Origin of the sequence: Streptomyces sp. WAC 04229 (genome assembly GCF_003947455.1) — a bacterium.
Taxonomy (GTDB): Bacteria; Actinomycetota; Actinomycetes; order Streptomycetales; family Streptomycetaceae; genus Streptomyces.
Genome location: NZ_QHJH01000069.1, coordinates 18,143 through 34,666 on the forward strand (window position 1 = coordinate 18,143; position 16,524 = coordinate 34,666).

Genomic DNA, 16,524 nt, shown 5'->3' on the forward strand with positions numbered 1-16,524 from the left:
TTGCTTCTCTCGTTACGACACCGACGACGCCAGTGTCAGTTCGCGCGCCGCGCGCGCAGTACGGCGAAGGCGCCGCCACCGATGACGACGACTGCTGCGGCGCCGCCCAGTGTGATCCAGAGGGTGCTGCTGCTGTCGTTCGATGCGTTCGCCGAGACGGCATTCGCATCGTCCGATCCTGCTGCCGCCTGCTTGTCCTTGGCAGTCCCTCCCGCACCCTGTGACGCAGCCGAGTCACCCGCGGACGGCTCGGGCGAGGCTGACGCCGGGGGAATCTCCGTCACCAGTTTCTCCCCCTTCTGCGTGTTCTCCTTCGCGAGCGGGTCGGAGTACGGCTCACCGGCGTCGTAATTCGGGTTCGCCAGCACCGAGCGGGGACGGATGGTGCCGTAGCCGGCGGTCGCGGTCGGCTCGTCCTTGGGCCACTTGCGGCCGGCCGTATCGATCAGCGCACGGGTGACCTGGTTCGCCGTCCAGTCCGGGTGAGCGGACCAGATGAGGGCGGCTGCCGCGGAGGTGATGGCGGTGGCGGAGCTGGTGCCTACGAGATCGTGACAATACTGGTCGAAGCTCGGCTTGCAGTAGCCGGGGATGTTCTCGCCTGGGGCGACCAAGTCCACGTAACGGCCCGACTGGGCGAAGTCCGATATGCGGCTCTTTTCATCGATGGATGACACACCGATGACATACGGATAAGCGGCGGGGTAGTCGATGTAGCCGCTGTCCCGACCCTCGTTCCCCACGGCCGCAATCAGCAACTTGCCGTGAGAAGCAGCGTACTTGACCGCTGCTTCGAATTCCGGCTCGTAGGCAGGGGAGCCGAAGGACATGCTGATGATTCGCGCGTCGCTGTCCGCAATGGCTTTGATCACTTCCATGGGCGTGGGAGCGAGTTCCTCATCCTTGGCGTTGTTCAAGGATGACGACGTGATGCGGTAGGGCACGATCTCCGCACCAGGTGCCAACCCCTTGATCCCGCCATCTGCCCCGGTGCCGGCAATCAATTCCGCCATGGTGGTCCCGTGGCCGTCGTAGTCCTTAGTGGCGCCGTATGCGAGCTGCTTGGGCACCTCGTCAGCCAGGACCTGCCCTTCAAGCGACGGCGTGTCGGGGTTCACTCCACTGTCTATAACAGCGACCTTGATGCCCTGCCCCGTACTGACCTTCCACATCTTTTCGGCCTGCATCGGCCCCAGGTACCACTGCTCCGACTGCACGTCGGCCGCAGCAGCCTCTGGAGCGAAGGCCACACCGACTCCGACCAGGGTGCTCGTGACAATGCCCCCTAGGCGTATGCGTAGTCCGCGACGTGTTGCTGACTTCATGATGAGAAGAGTCCTCGCTCGCGCTCAGTTGACAACTGGCGGCACATCGCGCCGCAGATTCGTAGGCAAGTGTGTCTCTTCGTCCTCGACCAGGTAATCGGGACGCTGCGCCCCTTCTTCCGTACGGTCGTCACGACGGCGGCCACGTCCGCCGGGCCCCCGTACAAGGCCTGCACCGCCACGGGTCATGCCGTTCCGCTCGGCACCGGCAGCAGAATTGCGCCCTGCGGGAACCCCTGTGATGCCAGGCTGCGTCGCAGATCGCCCCTTGCCTGGCTGGGCGCCGGACGCTGCTTCGGCTCCGACAACCGTGCCACGGGGGAACCTTGGACTGTTTCGCTCGGCCGCCCCTGAACTGCCCCCCGGTCTGCCGCCGACTACACCACTCGATCGTGCGCCAGTGACTGGACCTCCTGTCGGTCGCGGTGCCGCCGTGGGATTGGCGCGCGGTGTACCGCCGCTCACCCCTTGCCTCATAGGAGAGGGCCCAACTCCTGAGGTGCCGCCCTTGGCAACGGGCTGCCCTGCAGGCGCCGCACGCCCCACCTGGTTCAAAGGCCCTTGGTTGACCGGACGCCCCGAACTCGGGCCTCCATTGCCCGCACCGCTGGGGGGCACTCGCCCCTGAGCGGACAGGGGCGGCTTGACGCCGGCTGGTCCACCCCTGTCCCGAACCGAGCGGGCAGGGGTAACCGGGGAGCCGTAACCGGTAGTGAACGGAGCAGTCGGCCCGCTGCCTTCGGCCGGAGGCAGCGTGGTCGGAAGAGTGTGGCCGGCGATGGGAGCCGTGGGAAGCGTCGGGATTGCGGCGCTGTCGATGGTCGTCCCAACGGGCACGTCAGCGTAGGCGGTCTCGTCTGTGATGCCGTGAGGAGAAACGACCGTGCCGTCCGTGTCCTGCGGCGGAGCCGGGTCTTCCATGTCAATGGTCGAGTGACTGTCCGAGATGCTCCCGGTCCTGCTTTCCTGTACGCCGCCGGATCCAGACGCAATCGGCGCCCCATCCCGCAAATCTCTGGTGGGCTTCGGCACACCCACGTCCGGCATTGTCGTGAACTTGGGAGGCTCCAGTGCCGTGAGCTGCTGCTCCGATACCGCGTAGTACGACGACAACCGGTTCATCTGATTGATCGCCTCTTGGCGATCCTTCTCCACACGAACCGCTTCGGCGTACTCGTTGTTGCCCTCGACCTGCTTGGGTGTCGGAAGCTGCTCGGGCCGCAAGGCCTTGCTCCCCGGCCTCGTATCACGTGGCGGCATGGCCTTGCGTACGGCTGCCAGGCCGACGGCAGCAGCTGTGATCTGGTCTCCCGCGCCGCCGGCGAAAGTACTCAGCCCGTAGGTGCTGGTGACAAGCGAGCGCCCCCACTTACGGAACGCTTCGCCCGACTCGCCAACCCAGCGGACATTGCCGATGTGCCCTTCCAGTTCCTTGGCAGCGTCCTTGATGGCGTCCCGCGCATCCCACAGCGCCTTGCCGGAGCTCTCCAGGTCTTCTGGATTCGTCTGTTCCACGAGATCGACCATCTCGTTGAGGTCGTGGTTCTCGAAGTTCGTCCGGCCCTGCAAGGCCGGACCCAGCGGCGTCGATTCGACAGCCGACTGCAACATCCTGTTGAAGATCCCGAACGCAGGACGCTCTTCCAGGCGGCGCGTGAAGTCCGCGACGGCGTTCTGTTTGGAGACTCGGTCGTAGTCCGCCTCGTGGTGCTCGTCGGACATCGTCAGAGACTCCCGCTCGTAGCCGTCTGCTTGGTGTGCTGGCCTTCGCCCCCGGCGCCCTCGACCTGCTTGATCTGCGCGTGGATCTGCTCGAAACGGTGGCGCTGCTCCTCTTCGAGATTGTCGAAGCCCACGTGCGCGCCCCTGACGGCGATTCCGATCGCCTCGATCTGCAGGTGCAGGATCTTGGAGAGGGAGGTCAGCTCCTCGTGAACCCGGTTGTACTGGAGGTACAGCCCGTGGGCCTCCGGGAACGCGGCCATGCTGCCGCTGTTCAGCGAGGAGGGCTTGATCCTTTGCGCGCCGATGCGCGTCGGATCACCCGCCGATCCCTCAAGATTGCGAAGCGCGCTGTCCACCCGCTTCACGAATGTCGACAGCGCCTCGCCCGTGACCTCCAGGTTGGCCGCCCTGGCAGCGGACGCCCCTCCCACCATTTCCACCGGAAGCATGCTGGTACCTCCCCCGTTTCCCCGTACATCCATCGTCCGAGCCTGACTGAACCGCTCGCACGCACAACTGATCGTAACCGCGAGAGATCGATACTGTAGCCACCGGGCAGGCCATCCCTAACCGCCGTGTACGCCAGCCTTGTTGCTCGCGCACACACTGGTTTCGACGTTCAACCATCGAAGCGTCGCTCTGACCTCACCTACAACCCTCGCGCCCATGTGACGCGCGCAGAGATCCAACCAGCCGTCGACGTGCCCGCTTGGATCGGGCTACCGGGACGGGCAGGTCGCCCAGCTGCGGCGCACCTTCACCAGGAAGGGCGGCGGACTGTCGAGATCGTCTACCTGGTCAACAACTCGGACGCCCGCGACACCGGCCGCCCCATCAGCCTCTTCCTGGCCGCGTGACAATGGCTTTACCGGGGCCCTGTGCCGGTGTTCCACCTGGTTGCGACGTCGTCACACCGTTCCTCGGCGCTCCATGTCCACCATCTCAAGAGGATTCCAGCAAGTGGCCATTGTCGAAGACACCCCCGCGCTCGCCCACGCTCACCGGGACATTGACCCAGCGGGACTCGCCGTCGACGGTCGATGCGTACTGGCAGCGGCGGCCGGTGTCCTGGTCGTATGCGACGCGTTCGACGTCCGGCACCTTGTCGCAGCGCAGGTGCTTGCTGACCCGGTTGTACTCCCTCCAGAAGTTGCCGTAGACGGACTTCGCCGTCAGCACGGCCTGGCCGGCGTTGATGATTTCGTACAGTTTCAAGTCACCGGCCGGCTCGTCGAAGTGGATGCACCAGGTCACCTTCACGCCTTCGTAGCTGACGGTGCATCGAGTGGTCGCGCCCGGCTCCTTGCTCACCTTGCCGCCCTCGCACGCGGCGTTGGTCTTCCCGGGTATCCCGGCCATGTCCACGGTCTGTTTGCGCATCGTCCACAGCATTCGCTCAGTGGGCGTGGCGTCGTCGGTGGGCTCCGGCGGCAGAGAGCCGCGCAGCGTCTTCACCGTCAGGAGCTCAGGCTCGGCCGAGGTGATCGCCACGGGCAGTTCCTTGCCGCTCTTCGGCAGCGCGGTGTCGGCAGGGCGGGAAGCGCTCTCGTCAGCCGATCCCGACCCACCGCAGCCCGCGGGGACGAGAGCGATCAGGGCCACGCCCACAAGATTTCTACCGATGCGCATGAGGCCACAATCTAGCCAGAGGTGCAGCCCATCGAGTTCTACTGGCAGCCACCTTGGCTTTTGATCGGCACGCAGGCGCGAGAGTACGCCGTCGCTCCGGGTCCGTCGGCCGGCTTCGGCAGGGGAGGCCGGGCCACGGGGCGTGCACCTGCCGGGATACAACCGTTATCGTCCAGTTTGGGCAATTAACTACCGGCCCCCTGGGCGGGCGATGATATAAGCGATGGGTGATCAGGTCGGTGGCTGCACGAGTACGATGCAGCGGCGTCCGGACGGACTGGGGGAATCGTGACGTTCGAGCAGGAATGGGCCCAACTGCGCGAGGCGGCGTCGGCCAAGCAGACCGCCATGCAGATCGACAGCCTTCCGGCGGAGGGCGGCAGGGGCGGCGGGAAGGACCTGGTAGTCCACCGGGACGACCTCGGCGCCATCGGCAACGACGCGTACGACCTGCTGGGACGGCTGACGAAGGACGGTGACCACGCCCGTGTCTCCACGTTCGACGCGGCGACGGCACTGACCAACGGAGACTTCGTCTGTGGTTCGGGCTTGCTGAAGGTGCACGACAACTGGCAGACCCATCTCGGGACGTTGCTGGACGCCTGTGGGCAGATATCGAATCACCTCGATTACAGCAGGGCCCGGCACACCAAGGACGAGGCGAAGGTCGAGGGGGATCTGACCCGGATCTCCGTACTCACGGAATACATGAAGTAGGGCTCGGGGGAGCGCGCAGGATGCTGAAGTACGAGGACATCATCGACGCCCCGTTGGGGAAGCTGAAGACCGCCGTCGACGACTGGTCGGAAATGACTAGAAAGCTGGACACACTCGCCACCGACGCCACCGACGGAATGAAGGCCAAGGCGGACAAGGCGGCCTGGGAGGGCGTCAACGCAGGCGTCACCAAGGCGTTCATCCGCAAGACCGTCGAGGAGTTCGCAGACGCCGTGGTCGAGGCCAAGGGCGTGCACCGGATCCTTCAAGAGGGCTACACGGCCATCAAGAAGGCCAAGGACGATTTGGTCAACATCAGGGACCACGAGGGTCCCGGGGCCGGTGTCCGGGTCGACGGCAATGGCAAGGTCACGGCGAAGAAGCCGTTGTCCGAGATCCCCGCGGCGCGCCACGACCCCGACTACAGCAAGCTCCTGCAGGAGGAGAAGAAGAACATCGAGTCGTGGCAGAAGAAGATCGACCTCATCGTCGACAACTGCAACGACACCGACGTCTCCTTGAACAACACCCTTGCGGCCAACGCCACCGGCCGCAAAGACTTCGGTGCCCCCAAGTACACCAAGCTGGACCAGGAGGAGGCGGCCCGTGCCGCGGCCCTGGCGGCTCACGGCCGGGACATCTCACACAAGGATCTGGTGAAGCTCAACGAGCTTTTGAAGGACAACAGTTCGTCGGTGGAGTTCTCCAAGTACTTCTACGAGAAGCTCGGCCCCGAAAAGTCGCTCGCGTTCTTCGGCCAGCTCGCCACGGACACGTATGACTACAGCAAGGTCGACCCGGAACGACTCAAGGACGTCCAGGAGCTCCAGAAGAACCTCGGCCTCAACCTGGCCACCGCCTCCCACGACAAGGCGTTCACCGACAAGTGGGGTCCGGAGCTGCGCAAGTTGGGCACAGAGCACATTGCGCTGTCCAAGTACGACCAGGGCGGGCCCTTCGGATACCAGTTGCTCGGCGGGATCATGCGGTACGGGAACTACGACGCGAAGTTCCTCAACCCGATCGCCGAACACGTGGCGCAACTGCACGCGAAGGACCCGGGCCTGTTCGCCGAGACCAAGATGGTGAACAGCTGGCTCAAGAATCCGTACAACCCCTCGGGCGTGAACGGCGCCGGCTACGAGCCGACCACCGCCATGCTGGAGGCGCTGGGCAACAGCCCGGAAGCAGCGAAGAAATTCTTCACCGACCCCCCGACCGCGTACAACGAGAACGGCACGGTCAACCACGGCGCCACGGCCGAACTCGGCAAGGACAAGGACGGCCAGGCGTTCGACAACTACCTCGACTTCTTCACCAACGAGAAGTGGGAGTCCTTCGGCGACGTCAACGCGAATGATCCGAAGGAATTCAAGGCGTCGCTCGACTACATGCCCGACGCCCTCGGCCATTCCCTGGAGTCGGCGACCCTCGGCTACCCGGCCGGGCACCCGGACGCCGACGTGGTGCGGGACGAGGACAACGTCGCGGTCATGCAGCAGGTCATGGAGAAGTACGCCGATGACCCGGGCCTCCTCAAGGAGCGCCACGAGGCGATGGCCGACAGCCTGGGTGTCATGGGCGCCGGCTACATCGACGACATCAACTGGGCGCTGGACGAGAACGACAGGGAGAGCGCGTTCGCACCGGCCAAGAATCCGGAAGGGCACCTCGTTTTCTCGGACACCGTGGACGGGAACGGGAGGAGCGTTGTGCGAGGCTTCCTGAGCACCCTGGGCCAGCACCCGGACGCCTACGCGACACTGTCGGCCGCGGAGCAGGTCTACACCCGCAGTGTGCTGGAAGGAACCGTGGGCCCGGACGGCATCAATGAGGGCGCTGCCAGGGCGACCGTGCGTACGGGTGCAGAGGTGCAGGGCATGCTCGACCAGTCCCGGGCCGACCAGGTAAAGGCGACGGACCTCAAGACCCACGAGGACTACGAGAAGGCGGTCGCCAAGCGGGCGGGCTGGGTCGAGTTCGGGGCTGCGGCGGGTATCGCGGCGGGCGTCGCCTTCCTGCCTGCGACCGCGGCCGTGGGCACGGCCGCGGTACTCATCCCGTTGGCTACCGATACCGCCAGCGGTGCTGCGGAACAGCTCATCGGCCAGATGGTCGGCGACCTGTCAGACAACGCGGTGGATGAGCACAAGAAGAAGATCGAGGACCTCACCCATCACGAGAGGAAGATGATCTACACCGCAGGTGAGAGCATGGCCGAGGCCCCGATGAAGGAATTCCTGGCGCACAACGGCGTGGACCGTAACAGCGACTTCGGAGAGGACCTGCGCGCATCGATGCTGCTCGGCTACGGGGTCGGCAACGACCGGGAGAACCAGCAGGGCAACGACCCGGAGACTGGCTGAGGCCAGGGGACTGCCGAGGAGACATGAGGATGTGGACAGTGGTCAGTCGTAGGCCGGTACGCGGGGGACTCCTCTCCGCAGCAGTGGCCGGCTCGTTGCTTCTCGGAGCCACGGGCTGCGGAGGGGACGGGGACGAGGACGGCGTTCCGGACGACTACAAGGTCGTCGCGGGTACACGACTCTGCGGTGGCAACGCCGTCTCCGCCGACGCGGCCAAGGCGCTGAAGGTGATCACGGGATCGTCAAGGTTCGAGGCCTCGGGGGAGAAGTACAGCATCGAGCAGGCGGCGACGGTCCTTGCCACCATGTACAACGCGCCCCACGGTCGGAGTGGGGACGTCTGCCGTATCTACACACCCCTCGGCAAGCCGGATTTCGAGCTCAGGGTCACCTGGAGGCAGGTCGACCCCGACGCGACGGGCTCTCCCGCCTCCAAGTTCACCGCGCTGAAGATGGGGGAGCGAACCCTGGCGGCGGCGGACAAGGCAGACGTCCAGTTCGGGTGCAGAAGCGACAAGGTGGCCGGCACGGGGGAAGTGGCCCACCTTGCGGTCGGCGTGGAGCACTGGGCCACGCCGACAGAGCCCGAGGGCGACATCAAGGCGCTGAAGGACGCCTACGCGACCGTGGCCCACTCCTTCTCGCTGGCCATGGCCAAGGAACTGGGCTGTGAGAAGAACGGCGGGCTTCCCTCGAAGCCCGTGTTGGATCCCGCGTAGCCACCGGTGCGGTATCACGGCATGGAGCCTGGCATAGGCGTGTTCGCGCAGGACCTGAGTGAATCGATGCTGAGCCTTTCCAAACGGGCAGTCCTGAGGACGAGTTGGACAGCCCTGCGCAACAGCGAAGCTGCTGGCGGACGGGTTCTTCCTGATCTGTCCACCCGCAGCGGAATCCTCGACGGCACCCTGCTCCCGATCGACCGCATCGCCGCCGACAGATCACCGAGGTCGTGAAGGCCGTCCTCGTCCTTCATCGCGCATCAGTGTGAGGTGGGTAAACGGCTCACTGAGGACGTCACCGGAATCTGAGCACCCCCCGCCAGGTCCACCCAGCGCCGAGGACGGCGTCGCGCAGAGGGTCGGTCGTCTGGCGTGTGGAGAAGCGGAACTCCTTCCCCTCCCAGTACACGGCCGGGGCATACCCCCGCCCGTACCGCACACTGGCCCCATCCCCGGAGCGTCGCTCCCAGCGCTCGTCGAGGAACCGCACCTCACACACGTCCGGCACGAACCGCATCCGCGTCCGCAGCGTGATCCTCACCCGGGGAACCTGGCACTCGGCCACGAGATCCGCCTTCTCCCCCGGCATGGCTTCACGGACCTGGAACGGCACCTGATCCCCAACGAGCCCGAGCAGCGCGCCCCGAACATCCGCGACTGGCCGGGGAGCGGCTCCCTTTTCGGGACGCCGGGTGCCGGTGAGCCTGTCGAATATACTCATAATCTTTACTTCAGCTCCTGCCTCGTCTCATGGTGCCGACTCAGCTGCGAGAACCTCGCTGCTAGATTCGTCGATCATGCGATCACGCGAGTACGACCTCGAATTCCGCGACAGACATAGCCGCATACGCGCCTGGGGTATCGGTCTGTTGGCTGTCGCGGCGCTCCAGTGGACATGGTGTGCCCTGTTGCTGCTCACGCCGTACGAGGTCGACGAGGAGCCCGACGACCGCTACCCCGCGGAGTGCGAGTCACGGTTGTTGACCGATCGCGGCACGGCCAACGACGGCTTGCATAGGGGTGATTGGTGTCAGAACGAACGTGACTGGCCTGAAGCCCTGACTGTGCTCGGGCTCTCCGTTCCGGTGTCGGTCGCCGGCGTGGCGCTGTTCACGAGCGGCAGTGTGAGCCTCCGAATGAGCGCACACGCCGAGGCGATGCGCGAACTGGACAAGTGGGCCGACGCACGGAACGCGTAGCCTGCACGGATTGACCGGCCGCTGTTTCGGGTGCGCCGGCCGGAGCATCGAAGACGTGCAACGGAACCGTAAGATACGGGGCCTGTAGCGGTTCGGACATCCGTCGTGTCGCCCCTCAGGTTCGACGTCCGCCATTATTGCCCCGCCGCCGCGAATCCCGTACCGCCACCGCCGTGCCCCCGAGGCCCGCGGCCAGGACCAGGCCGCCGACGACTACGTAGGTGCCCAAACGGGTGTTGCGTTCCTCGGCTGTCTCGCCGAGGCGTAGGGGGGCCACCTCGGGGGCCTTTGCCCGGGTGCCCGCTTGCTCGGGGGTGGGGGACTCCACCGGGTGGGCCGGGTCCACGTCGGTCAGGGCCTTGACCGGGTCGATCACGCCCCAGCCGACTAGGCGGTCGTCGCCGGGGATGGAGCGTTCGGCCGTCTGCTCGATCTGGGCGATGACCTGCGCGGCCGTCCACTTGGGGTGCCCGGACTTGAGCAGAGCCGCCACCGCTGCCACGTACGGGGCGGAGAAGCTGGTGCCGTTGTCGGAGCAGTGGCCGCCGCCGGGCACCGTGGAGATCATGTCTACGCCGGGGGCCGCCACGCCCACGAAGTCGCCCGCCTGGGAGAAGGGGGCGCGTTCGTTGTTGCGGTCGGAGGACGCCACGGCGAGGACGCCCTCGTACGAGGCCGGGTAGGTCGTCCTGTCCTCGCCTCCGAGGCCGTCGTTGCCGGCCGAGGCGACGACCACGACTTCCTGGTCCAGGGCGTGGTCGACGGCCGACTTCAGGGTGGAGTCGGGTTTGACGGCGTTGGCCGTGTCCTGCGAGATGTTGATGACGTCGGCGCCCACGTCCACGGCATGGCGGATCGACGCGGCGAGCGTGTCGGCCGTGCCGTTGCCCTCGGCGTCGTTCTGTTTGATGGGGATGATCGTGGCTTCGGGGGCGAGGCCGACGAAACCGGTGTCTTTGGCGGGGCGGGCCGCGATGATGCCGGCCACTCGTGTGCCGTGGCCGACGGTGTCCGTGGTGCCGTTCGCGTTGCCGCGTTCGATCTTCTCGCCCTTGTCGTTCTTGGAGGGCAGGTAGTTCTGGCCCTTGGAGGCGTCGACGGCTTGGGTGAGTTGGGGGTTCTTCACGTCCACGCCCGTATCGATCACCGCGACTTGGACGCCCTCGCCCTTCGACTGCGCCCACAGTTCGTCCAGGTTGACGCGTTGCAGCGCCCACGGCCTGCCCTCGTAGTTCTTCGAGGGGAAGGTGCACTGGCCGCCGTCGGCCGCCTGCGCCCCAGGGACAGCGAGTACGGATGCGGTGAGTGCGGCCGCCGTCAGCGCCCGCGCGCGGCTGCCGCACCCGCGGAGGGTCGTCTCATTCTGCATGGTCTCGCTCTCCTGGTGGCCGCTACGAGCCCTGCGGCTGGCGTGCGGCTGCCTCGGACAAACGTGGTCCCGTGGGCAGGAAGGTCGACCACTGCACCGGTACGGGTGAGGGATCCACGTCCTCGTAGCCGAGCCGGGCCTGGGCGATGCGAGCCTCGCTCAGTTCCTGCTCGCGCTTCTTCTCGGAGGTACCGATGCCCTTGTCGTCGGCGGCGCTGTCGCTGTTGGACTGCAGGGCATAGCGCAGTCCCGTGTCGGTGGCAAGAAAGACGCCGCCCGCCTCCGTCTCGGTGCCCTGGAACTGGCGGTAGAGCTGTCCGGAGCCGGGTGTGACGTATGCGCTGGAGGAGCCGGTGGGCAGTCGGGCGGGGAAGTCGGTGCTCGCCCAGGTGGAGAGCGTCGTCTCGCCGTTCTTGGGGTTCACCGCACGCAGGACGTTGCAGACGGTGTTTCGGCCGGAGGTGGCGGAGGAGCCGTCGTTGACCGTTCTGGGGCGGTACGACGGCCAGTTCCGCTGCCCCTCGAACTCGGTGCTCTCGACAACCGCGCCGGGGCTGACCTGCTGCGCCTCGCCGGCCTGTCCTACGCCGACGAGGTCACCGCTGTTGAGGAGCAGCGTCGCGGTGAACTCCGAGATGCGGGCCACGCCGCCGCTCAGGACGACGTAGTACTGCATGCGCCGGCCGTCGTACGCCTTGATGACCATGCCCACCTTGTCGTGCTGCCCGAGCATGTCGGAGGCTCCCGCGTCCGCTCCCGGGGCGCCCTCGATCTCCGGGATGTCGATCGGGTCGCCCTTGTGGAGGGTGTCAAGCCACTCCTGGGACACCCGCTGCGGGGCGCGGCCCTGGGTGTCGAGGGCTTTGAGGAGTTCCTTGTCGGCGGGGTCGCCCAGTCGGTAGGCGTAGCCGCGCGAGTCGACGACGTACTGGGAGGTGCCGTCCGGTGCGACGACGTACATCAGGTCGCCCCCGGAGAGCTTCTTGGAGCCCTCCGTCTTGGGCCACTCCTTCTCGGCGAGGACGAACGCGGCCTTCTGGGTGGATCGGCCGCCGGGACCAGGGCGTTCACAGACCGCCCACCGCTTGGCGGTCTCGGATTCGTCGGGCGAGGGCAGGCGGTCGGGCGCGTAGGGGATGCCGATAGTGGCGCCGTGCGGTGGTTCACCGCCGTCGAGGACGTCCTCGTCGACGGTGATGACCTTGTCCTTGCCGGGATCCAGGAGGAGTTTCGCGGAGGCCATGTTGAGGACCGGGTGCAATTGCCTCTTCCCTGCGGTCTTCAGCACGACGTAGCGGGTCGTGGAGTCGCTGGCCACGATCACGTTCTCCCCCACCTTGTCCCAACCCTTGGGCGCCGTGGGGCTGAACAGGCCGATCGCTCCGAACACGGCGAGGACGACGATGCCGACGACGGCACCTGGGACAACCGCTCTCAGTGGCCTGGGGGCTCCCTCTTCCGAACCCGAGGGGGAGGGTTGAAGGAAGGACGCGAGTGTGCGGCGCTTCGCGAAGGTGTAGGCGTTCAGTTCATCACGCCGTGATGCCATGTGTTTTCGTTCTCTCCCCGTGCGGCGGCGTGGTGGCGCGGTGGGGATGCGGCGCTCGGCCCTGATCCGTCTCCCGCCCCGACTGCCTCCAGAATCTCGGCTGTCAGACCCGGCCCCTACTATGCCTGGTGCGGGATGGTGCATGGGGCACGGGTAGGCTTCTGCAGCCTGCCGTGTGCTGAACGCGTTGTCTCTGGGGAGAGTTCGGGGGAATCGGAGTAATGGCTTCCGCACCACAGACCCGGTCGGGGCCCAGGTCGCGGTCACGATCGGAGTCCCAGTCACGATCGATGCCCCGGCGGCCTGACCCGGCGGCGGGTACCGGGGTGCCGACATCGGCCGCCACGGGGCCTGTCACGCCGCGTTTGCAGGCGCGTCGCGTGCGGGGTGGTTCCTTCGCCCTGCAGCGAATGGTGCTGCTGGAGCTCGCCGTCGCACTGACGGTGTGCGGCTGGCTCATCGGGTCCCTCGTGCTGGTGCCGTCGATCGCCCTCGCGGTCCTGCTGGTGCTTCTGGCGGTGGTACGTCGCCGGCGGCAGTCCCTGCCGGAATGGCTGGCCGGCCATATGGCACTGCGCGCCAGACTCCGCAGAGCCGCGAACACCCCGGTGGCGTCGGACGTCGACGCCGGCCTGGCACCGGCCGTGGAGTGCGAGCCGAACCTGCGCACGTACAACTACGTCCACCGGGACAGCCGCGATCGGCGGCCGGTGGGCATGCTGGGCGACGGAGGCTTCCTGACCGCCGTGCTCCAGGTGGAAGCCGACGCCGGGGCACTACGCGCCGACCGCGGCAGCAGACCGCTGCCCCTCGCCCTGGTCCGGGACGCCCTCGACGTGGACGGCATCCGCCTGGAGTCCGCTCAGGTCGTCCTGCACACCCAGACCGCGCCCGCGCCCCACCTGCCGCGACAGTCGGTCGTGGTGACCAACTATGCGCAATTGCAGACAGGGAATCTTTCTCCCGCCGTCCGCATCATGTGGATCGCGCTGAAACTCGATCCCGAGCTCTGCCCGGACGCGGTGGCGGCGCGCGGTGGCGGACTGACAGGGGCACAGAAGTGCCTGGCGCGGTCGGCGGAGCACCTGTCCAGCCGACTGACGGGCGCCGGGTTCCGGGTCAGCCTGCTGACCGAGGAGGAGCTGCCGGCCGCCCTTTCCACCTCGATGTGCGCCAACCCGATGGTGGCCGCCCAAACCGGACAGGGTGACGCGCCCCGGCGCCGCACCGAGGAGTCCGGCCGCAGCTGGCGCTGCGACAACCGACGGCACACCACGTACTGGGTGCGCCGCTGGCCCCAGCTCGGCGGCCACGACGCCGGTTTGCCGCAGCTCGTGGCGAGGCTGACGGCGGTACCCGCGCTGGCGACCACATTCAGTCTCACACTGGCCCCGAGCAGCCGACAGGACGTCACGATCACCGGGCACGTCCGGGTCACCGGTCGCAGCAGCACGGAGCTGGCAGAGGCGCGCCGGGGCCTGGAACATGCCGCACGCCAGGCGCGAACCGCCCTCGTACGACTGGACCGTGAGCAACTGGCCGGCATGCTCGCCACACTGCCGCTCGGAGGTGCCCGCTGATGACGGTGACGTCACCCGCCGCCCACATCGATCCGGCGGGCGCCGGACAGTCCGCCACGGGCCTACGGTGGCGGCTCCGCTCTGGATTCGGCCTGCTGGGCCCCCGGCACCCCCGGCACACGCTCTCCATGACCGAGGTCGAAACGCTCGCCCTGCCCATCGGGGACGACGGTGTCGTGGTGGGCGTCAACAGCGAAGGGCAGCCCGCCGTCCTGGGAGTGAACCGTCCGACGCCCTTCGACATGGTGTTGATCGGCGGACTCTGGACCGCGCAGGTCTTGGCGCTGCGCGTGGCGGCGACGGGAGCGAGGGTCGCCGTGGAAACCGGTCGCCCGGCTCACTGGGCGCAGGTGCTGCAGGCGGTCGGTGGCGGCCAGTCCGGCATGACCGTGCACGAAGTGGGCCGTGTTCCGCCGCAGGGCGCCTCGGCGACGGGACCGGTGCTGGTGATCCGCGACTGCGGTATGCGTCCGCCGCGTGGGCGGGTGGTCTCCGCGCCGTGGCAGTCGGTGCTGACTCTGCTTCCGTATCTGAGCCCGCTCGCCCCGCGGTTGATGCGCCAGGCGCGTTTGGTGGGCGTGCAGCGCGTCTCGCCGGACGAGTCGGCGGAGATCGGCCGTGTGACCGGCCTGCCCCGCTCCGAGTATGAGGCACTGCCGGCCCTTCCCGACGGGGTCACCCTGTGGTGTAAGGATCGTGACAGACAGTACGTGATGACCCAGCCGACCGATGCCGAGGTCGGTCTCCTGGGTACACCCCGGCGGATGGACTGACGCAATCACGTTGACCGGATCACCCCACTTACATCCGCTATGCCATTGAAGTTAGCCGCTTATGCGCCAGTTGTGACGTTAGATGCGGGCGCGTGCAGGGGTACGGGGCCTGACGGGTTCGGGGCGCTCGTGATTAGGCTGGGACCGGCGCGACGCCAGAACCCGTGGACCGGGCGTCGGCGTCTCAGGGGGAAGAGCCGGTTCATCGGACGACCTCGAACGGCTTTTGGACAACTTCGAATGACAAGCAAGGGTCGCCCCAGCACGGCTTGAGGGTGCTCGACCACACCAGGAGGAACTGTGAGCAGCGACCGGGACGGGAACCGCGGGGGCTGGGCTACACCCGGCGATGACCAGCCCGACGCGGAGTCCTCAGTGGAGACGACCGGCGAGTTCACCATCGACTACGCGCCGCCCGCCTGGTACACGCAGAACGCGTCCAGTGAGAGCGAATCCGGTCAGGAGGACGAGGGGGCGGGGGCCGGTTCGTCGTCCCGTGCTTCCGGTGGCTCCGGTGGCTCCGGTGGCTCCGATTCCGCCGCTCCGGCCTCTCCCTCCGCTCCGCCTGCTCCCCGTGGTCCGGTTCCGCCGTTGCCGGGGCTGACGCCTCCTCCGCACGCGGCGGCGGCCGGCGGGCCTTCCGCCGTTCCGGCTCCCGCGCCGGGCGCGCCCTTCACACCGCCGCCTCCCGCGCCGGGTGCCCCGTACACGCCGCCTCCGCCGCCGCCCGGGCCCGGGGTTCCCTTCACGCCGCCCGCGCCGCCTGCCGGGGGGCCGACCGGGGTGCCGCGGCTGCCGGTCGGGAGCGGGTTCGAGCCGCAGGCGCCGCAGCAGCCGTCGGCGCGGCCCGAGCCGGAGCCGGTGCCTGAGCCCGAGCCCGAGGTGCAGGCGCCGGAGGCCGCGCCCGCGCCCGCCCCGACTGCGGATTTCAGCTCCCCCACGGCCGTGCCGGCCTTCCCGGCCGGAGGGTTCCAGCTCCAGGCGCCCGCTGCCCCTCCGGCTCCGGAGGCGGAGCCGCGGCCCGAACCCGAACCCGAGCCTCAGGCCGAACCGGAGGCAGAGCCTCGGCCCGAGCCGGAGCCCGAATCGGAACCCGAGCCCGAGCCCGAGCCCGAGCCCGAGGCCGAGCCCGCCAACGGTGATCTCGAGAGTGGCGCGACCATGCGCTTCTCCGCGGCCGCTCTCCAGCGGGAGATCGCCGAGCGTGCCGCCGCGGACTCCGACACCGACACCGACGACGCCGTGGAACCGGAGGACGAGGACGCCTCGCGCTCCGAGACCGGCGAGACCGGCGAGACCGGCGAGACCGGCGACGCAGGTGAGGACACGGACGGTACGGACGACGCCGCTGTCGGCGAGGTCGCCGACGAGGTGGCCGAGCCCGAGCCCGAGGACAGCGTCCCGGCGGTGGACGAGCCCGAGGACGCCGCTCCCGAGGACGACGCCCCACGGGACGCCGTTCCCGAGGACGCGCCGCCCGCGGCCCAGGGTGGGATGCCGCCGGTGCCTCCGTCGTACCCGCCGACCGCACCCGCCCCGGCCCACCAGTGGCCCGCGCCGCCGGCACCCG

Annotated in this window: 15 protein-coding genes; 8 read left to right on the forward strand and 7 right to left on the reverse strand. The window is 67.8% G+C overall.

Annotated elements, in window-relative coordinates:
* Positions 1 to 35 precede the first annotated feature (35 nt).
* The 4 genes from DMH12_RS19795 to DMH12_RS19810 form a co-directional block, all read right to left on the reverse strand.
* Positions 36 to 1,295 carry a S8 family serine peptidase gene (locus tag DMH12_RS19795; RefSeq protein ID WP_312023950.1) on the reverse strand — a complete coding sequence of 420 codons (1,260 nt, stop codon included), beginning with the start codon at positions 1,293 to 1,295 and terminating at the stop codon, positions 36 to 38.
* A gap of 54 nt (positions 1,296 to 1,349) precedes the next feature.
* The gene (locus DMH12_RS19800; protein WP_125492870.1) at positions 1,350 to 3,047 is read right to left on the reverse strand and encodes a hypothetical protein; all 1,698 of its coding nucleotides are present in this window, start codon (positions 3,045 to 3,047) and stop codon (positions 1,350 to 1,352) included.
* A 2-nt stretch (positions 3,048 to 3,049) separates the two neighbouring features.
* Complete coding sequence (locus DMH12_RS19805; RefSeq protein ID WP_125492871.1) at positions 3,050 to 3,499, reverse strand: hypothetical protein; 450 nt, start codon at positions 3,497 to 3,499, stop codon at positions 3,050 to 3,052.
* 493 nt (positions 3,500 to 3,992) lie between these two features.
* Complete coding sequence (locus tag DMH12_RS19810; RefSeq protein WP_125492872.1) at positions 3,993 to 4,652, reverse strand: hypothetical protein; 660 nt, start codon at positions 4,650 to 4,652, stop codon at positions 3,993 to 3,995.
* 315 nt (positions 4,653 to 4,967) lie between these two features.
* Between DMH12_RS19810 and DMH12_RS19815 the strand changes: the two genes are divergently transcribed.
* The 4 genes from DMH12_RS19815 to DMH12_RS19830 are packed head-to-tail and all read left to right on the forward strand — an operon-like array spanning position 4,968 to position 8,718.
* Complete coding sequence (locus DMH12_RS19815; RefSeq protein ID WP_125492873.1) at positions 4,968 to 5,396, forward strand: hypothetical protein; 429 nt, start codon at positions 4,968 to 4,970, stop codon at positions 5,394 to 5,396.
* A gap of 20 nt (positions 5,397 to 5,416) precedes the next feature.
* Positions 5,417 to 7,762 (forward strand): hypothetical protein, encoded by a 2,346-nt coding sequence (locus DMH12_RS19820; protein WP_125492874.1) that lies wholly within the window; start codon positions 5,417 to 5,419, stop codon positions 7,760 to 7,762.
* Between the two features lie 23 nt (positions 7,763 to 7,785).
* Entirely contained in the window at positions 7,786 to 8,481 is a 696-nt protein-coding gene (locus tag DMH12_RS19825) for a hypothetical protein (protein ID WP_312023948.1), read from the forward strand.
* Positions 8,482 to 8,520: 39 nt separating this feature from the next.
* Positions 8,521 to 8,718, forward strand: a complete 198-nt coding sequence (locus DMH12_RS19830; RefSeq protein ID WP_125492875.1) for a hypothetical protein — start codon at positions 8,521 to 8,523, stop codon at positions 8,716 to 8,718.
* 61 nt (positions 8,719 to 8,779) lie between these two features.
* Here DMH12_RS19830 and DMH12_RS19835 read toward each other — a convergent pair whose 3' ends face one another.
* Positions 8,780 to 9,205 (reverse strand): hypothetical protein, encoded by a 426-nt coding sequence (locus tag DMH12_RS19835; protein WP_185832421.1) that lies wholly within the window; start codon positions 9,203 to 9,205, stop codon positions 8,780 to 8,782.
* A gap of 76 nt (positions 9,206 to 9,281) precedes the next feature.
* Between DMH12_RS19835 and DMH12_RS19840 the strand changes: the two genes are divergently transcribed.
* Complete coding sequence (locus DMH12_RS19840; protein ID WP_125492877.1) at positions 9,282 to 9,683, forward strand: hypothetical protein; 402 nt, start codon at positions 9,282 to 9,284, stop codon at positions 9,681 to 9,683.
* 115 nt (positions 9,684 to 9,798) lie between these two features.
* Here the strand turns inward: DMH12_RS19840 and mycP are convergent, their stop codons facing one another.
* Both mycP and eccB read right to left on the reverse strand, forming a co-directional pair.
* Complete coding sequence (gene mycP, locus DMH12_RS19845; RefSeq protein WP_125492878.1) at positions 9,799 to 11,052, reverse strand: type VII secretion-associated serine protease mycosin; 1,254 nt, start codon at positions 11,050 to 11,052, stop codon at positions 9,799 to 9,801.
* A gap of 22 nt (positions 11,053 to 11,074) precedes the next feature.
* A complete protein-coding gene (gene eccB / locus DMH12_RS19850) occupies positions 11,075 to 12,601 on the reverse strand; it encodes a type VII secretion protein EccB (protein ID WP_125492879.1) in 1,527 nt (508 codons plus the stop codon).
* A gap of 221 nt (positions 12,602 to 12,822) precedes the next feature.
* Here eccB and eccE point away from each other — a divergent pair, with 221 nt between their 5' ends.
* From eccE to DMH12_RS40295, 3 genes are all read left to right on the forward strand, one after another.
* Positions 12,823 to 14,181 carry a type VII secretion protein EccE gene (gene eccE / locus DMH12_RS19855; protein WP_125492880.1) on the forward strand — a complete coding sequence of 453 codons (1,359 nt, stop codon included), beginning with the start codon at positions 12,823 to 12,825 and terminating at the stop codon, positions 14,179 to 14,181.
* Positions 14,181 to 14,954, forward strand: a complete 774-nt coding sequence (locus DMH12_RS19860; RefSeq protein WP_125492881.1) for a hypothetical protein — start codon at positions 14,181 to 14,183, stop codon at positions 14,952 to 14,954. Before eccE ends, DMH12_RS19860 begins: the two co-directional genes overlap by 1 nt.
* 300 nt (positions 14,955 to 15,254) lie before the next feature.
* Positions 15,255 to 16,524, forward strand: a 1,270-nt coding sequence (locus DMH12_RS40295; RefSeq protein ID WP_312023949.1) for an SCO5717 family growth-regulating ATPase, incomplete at its 3' end; no start/stop codon positions are given.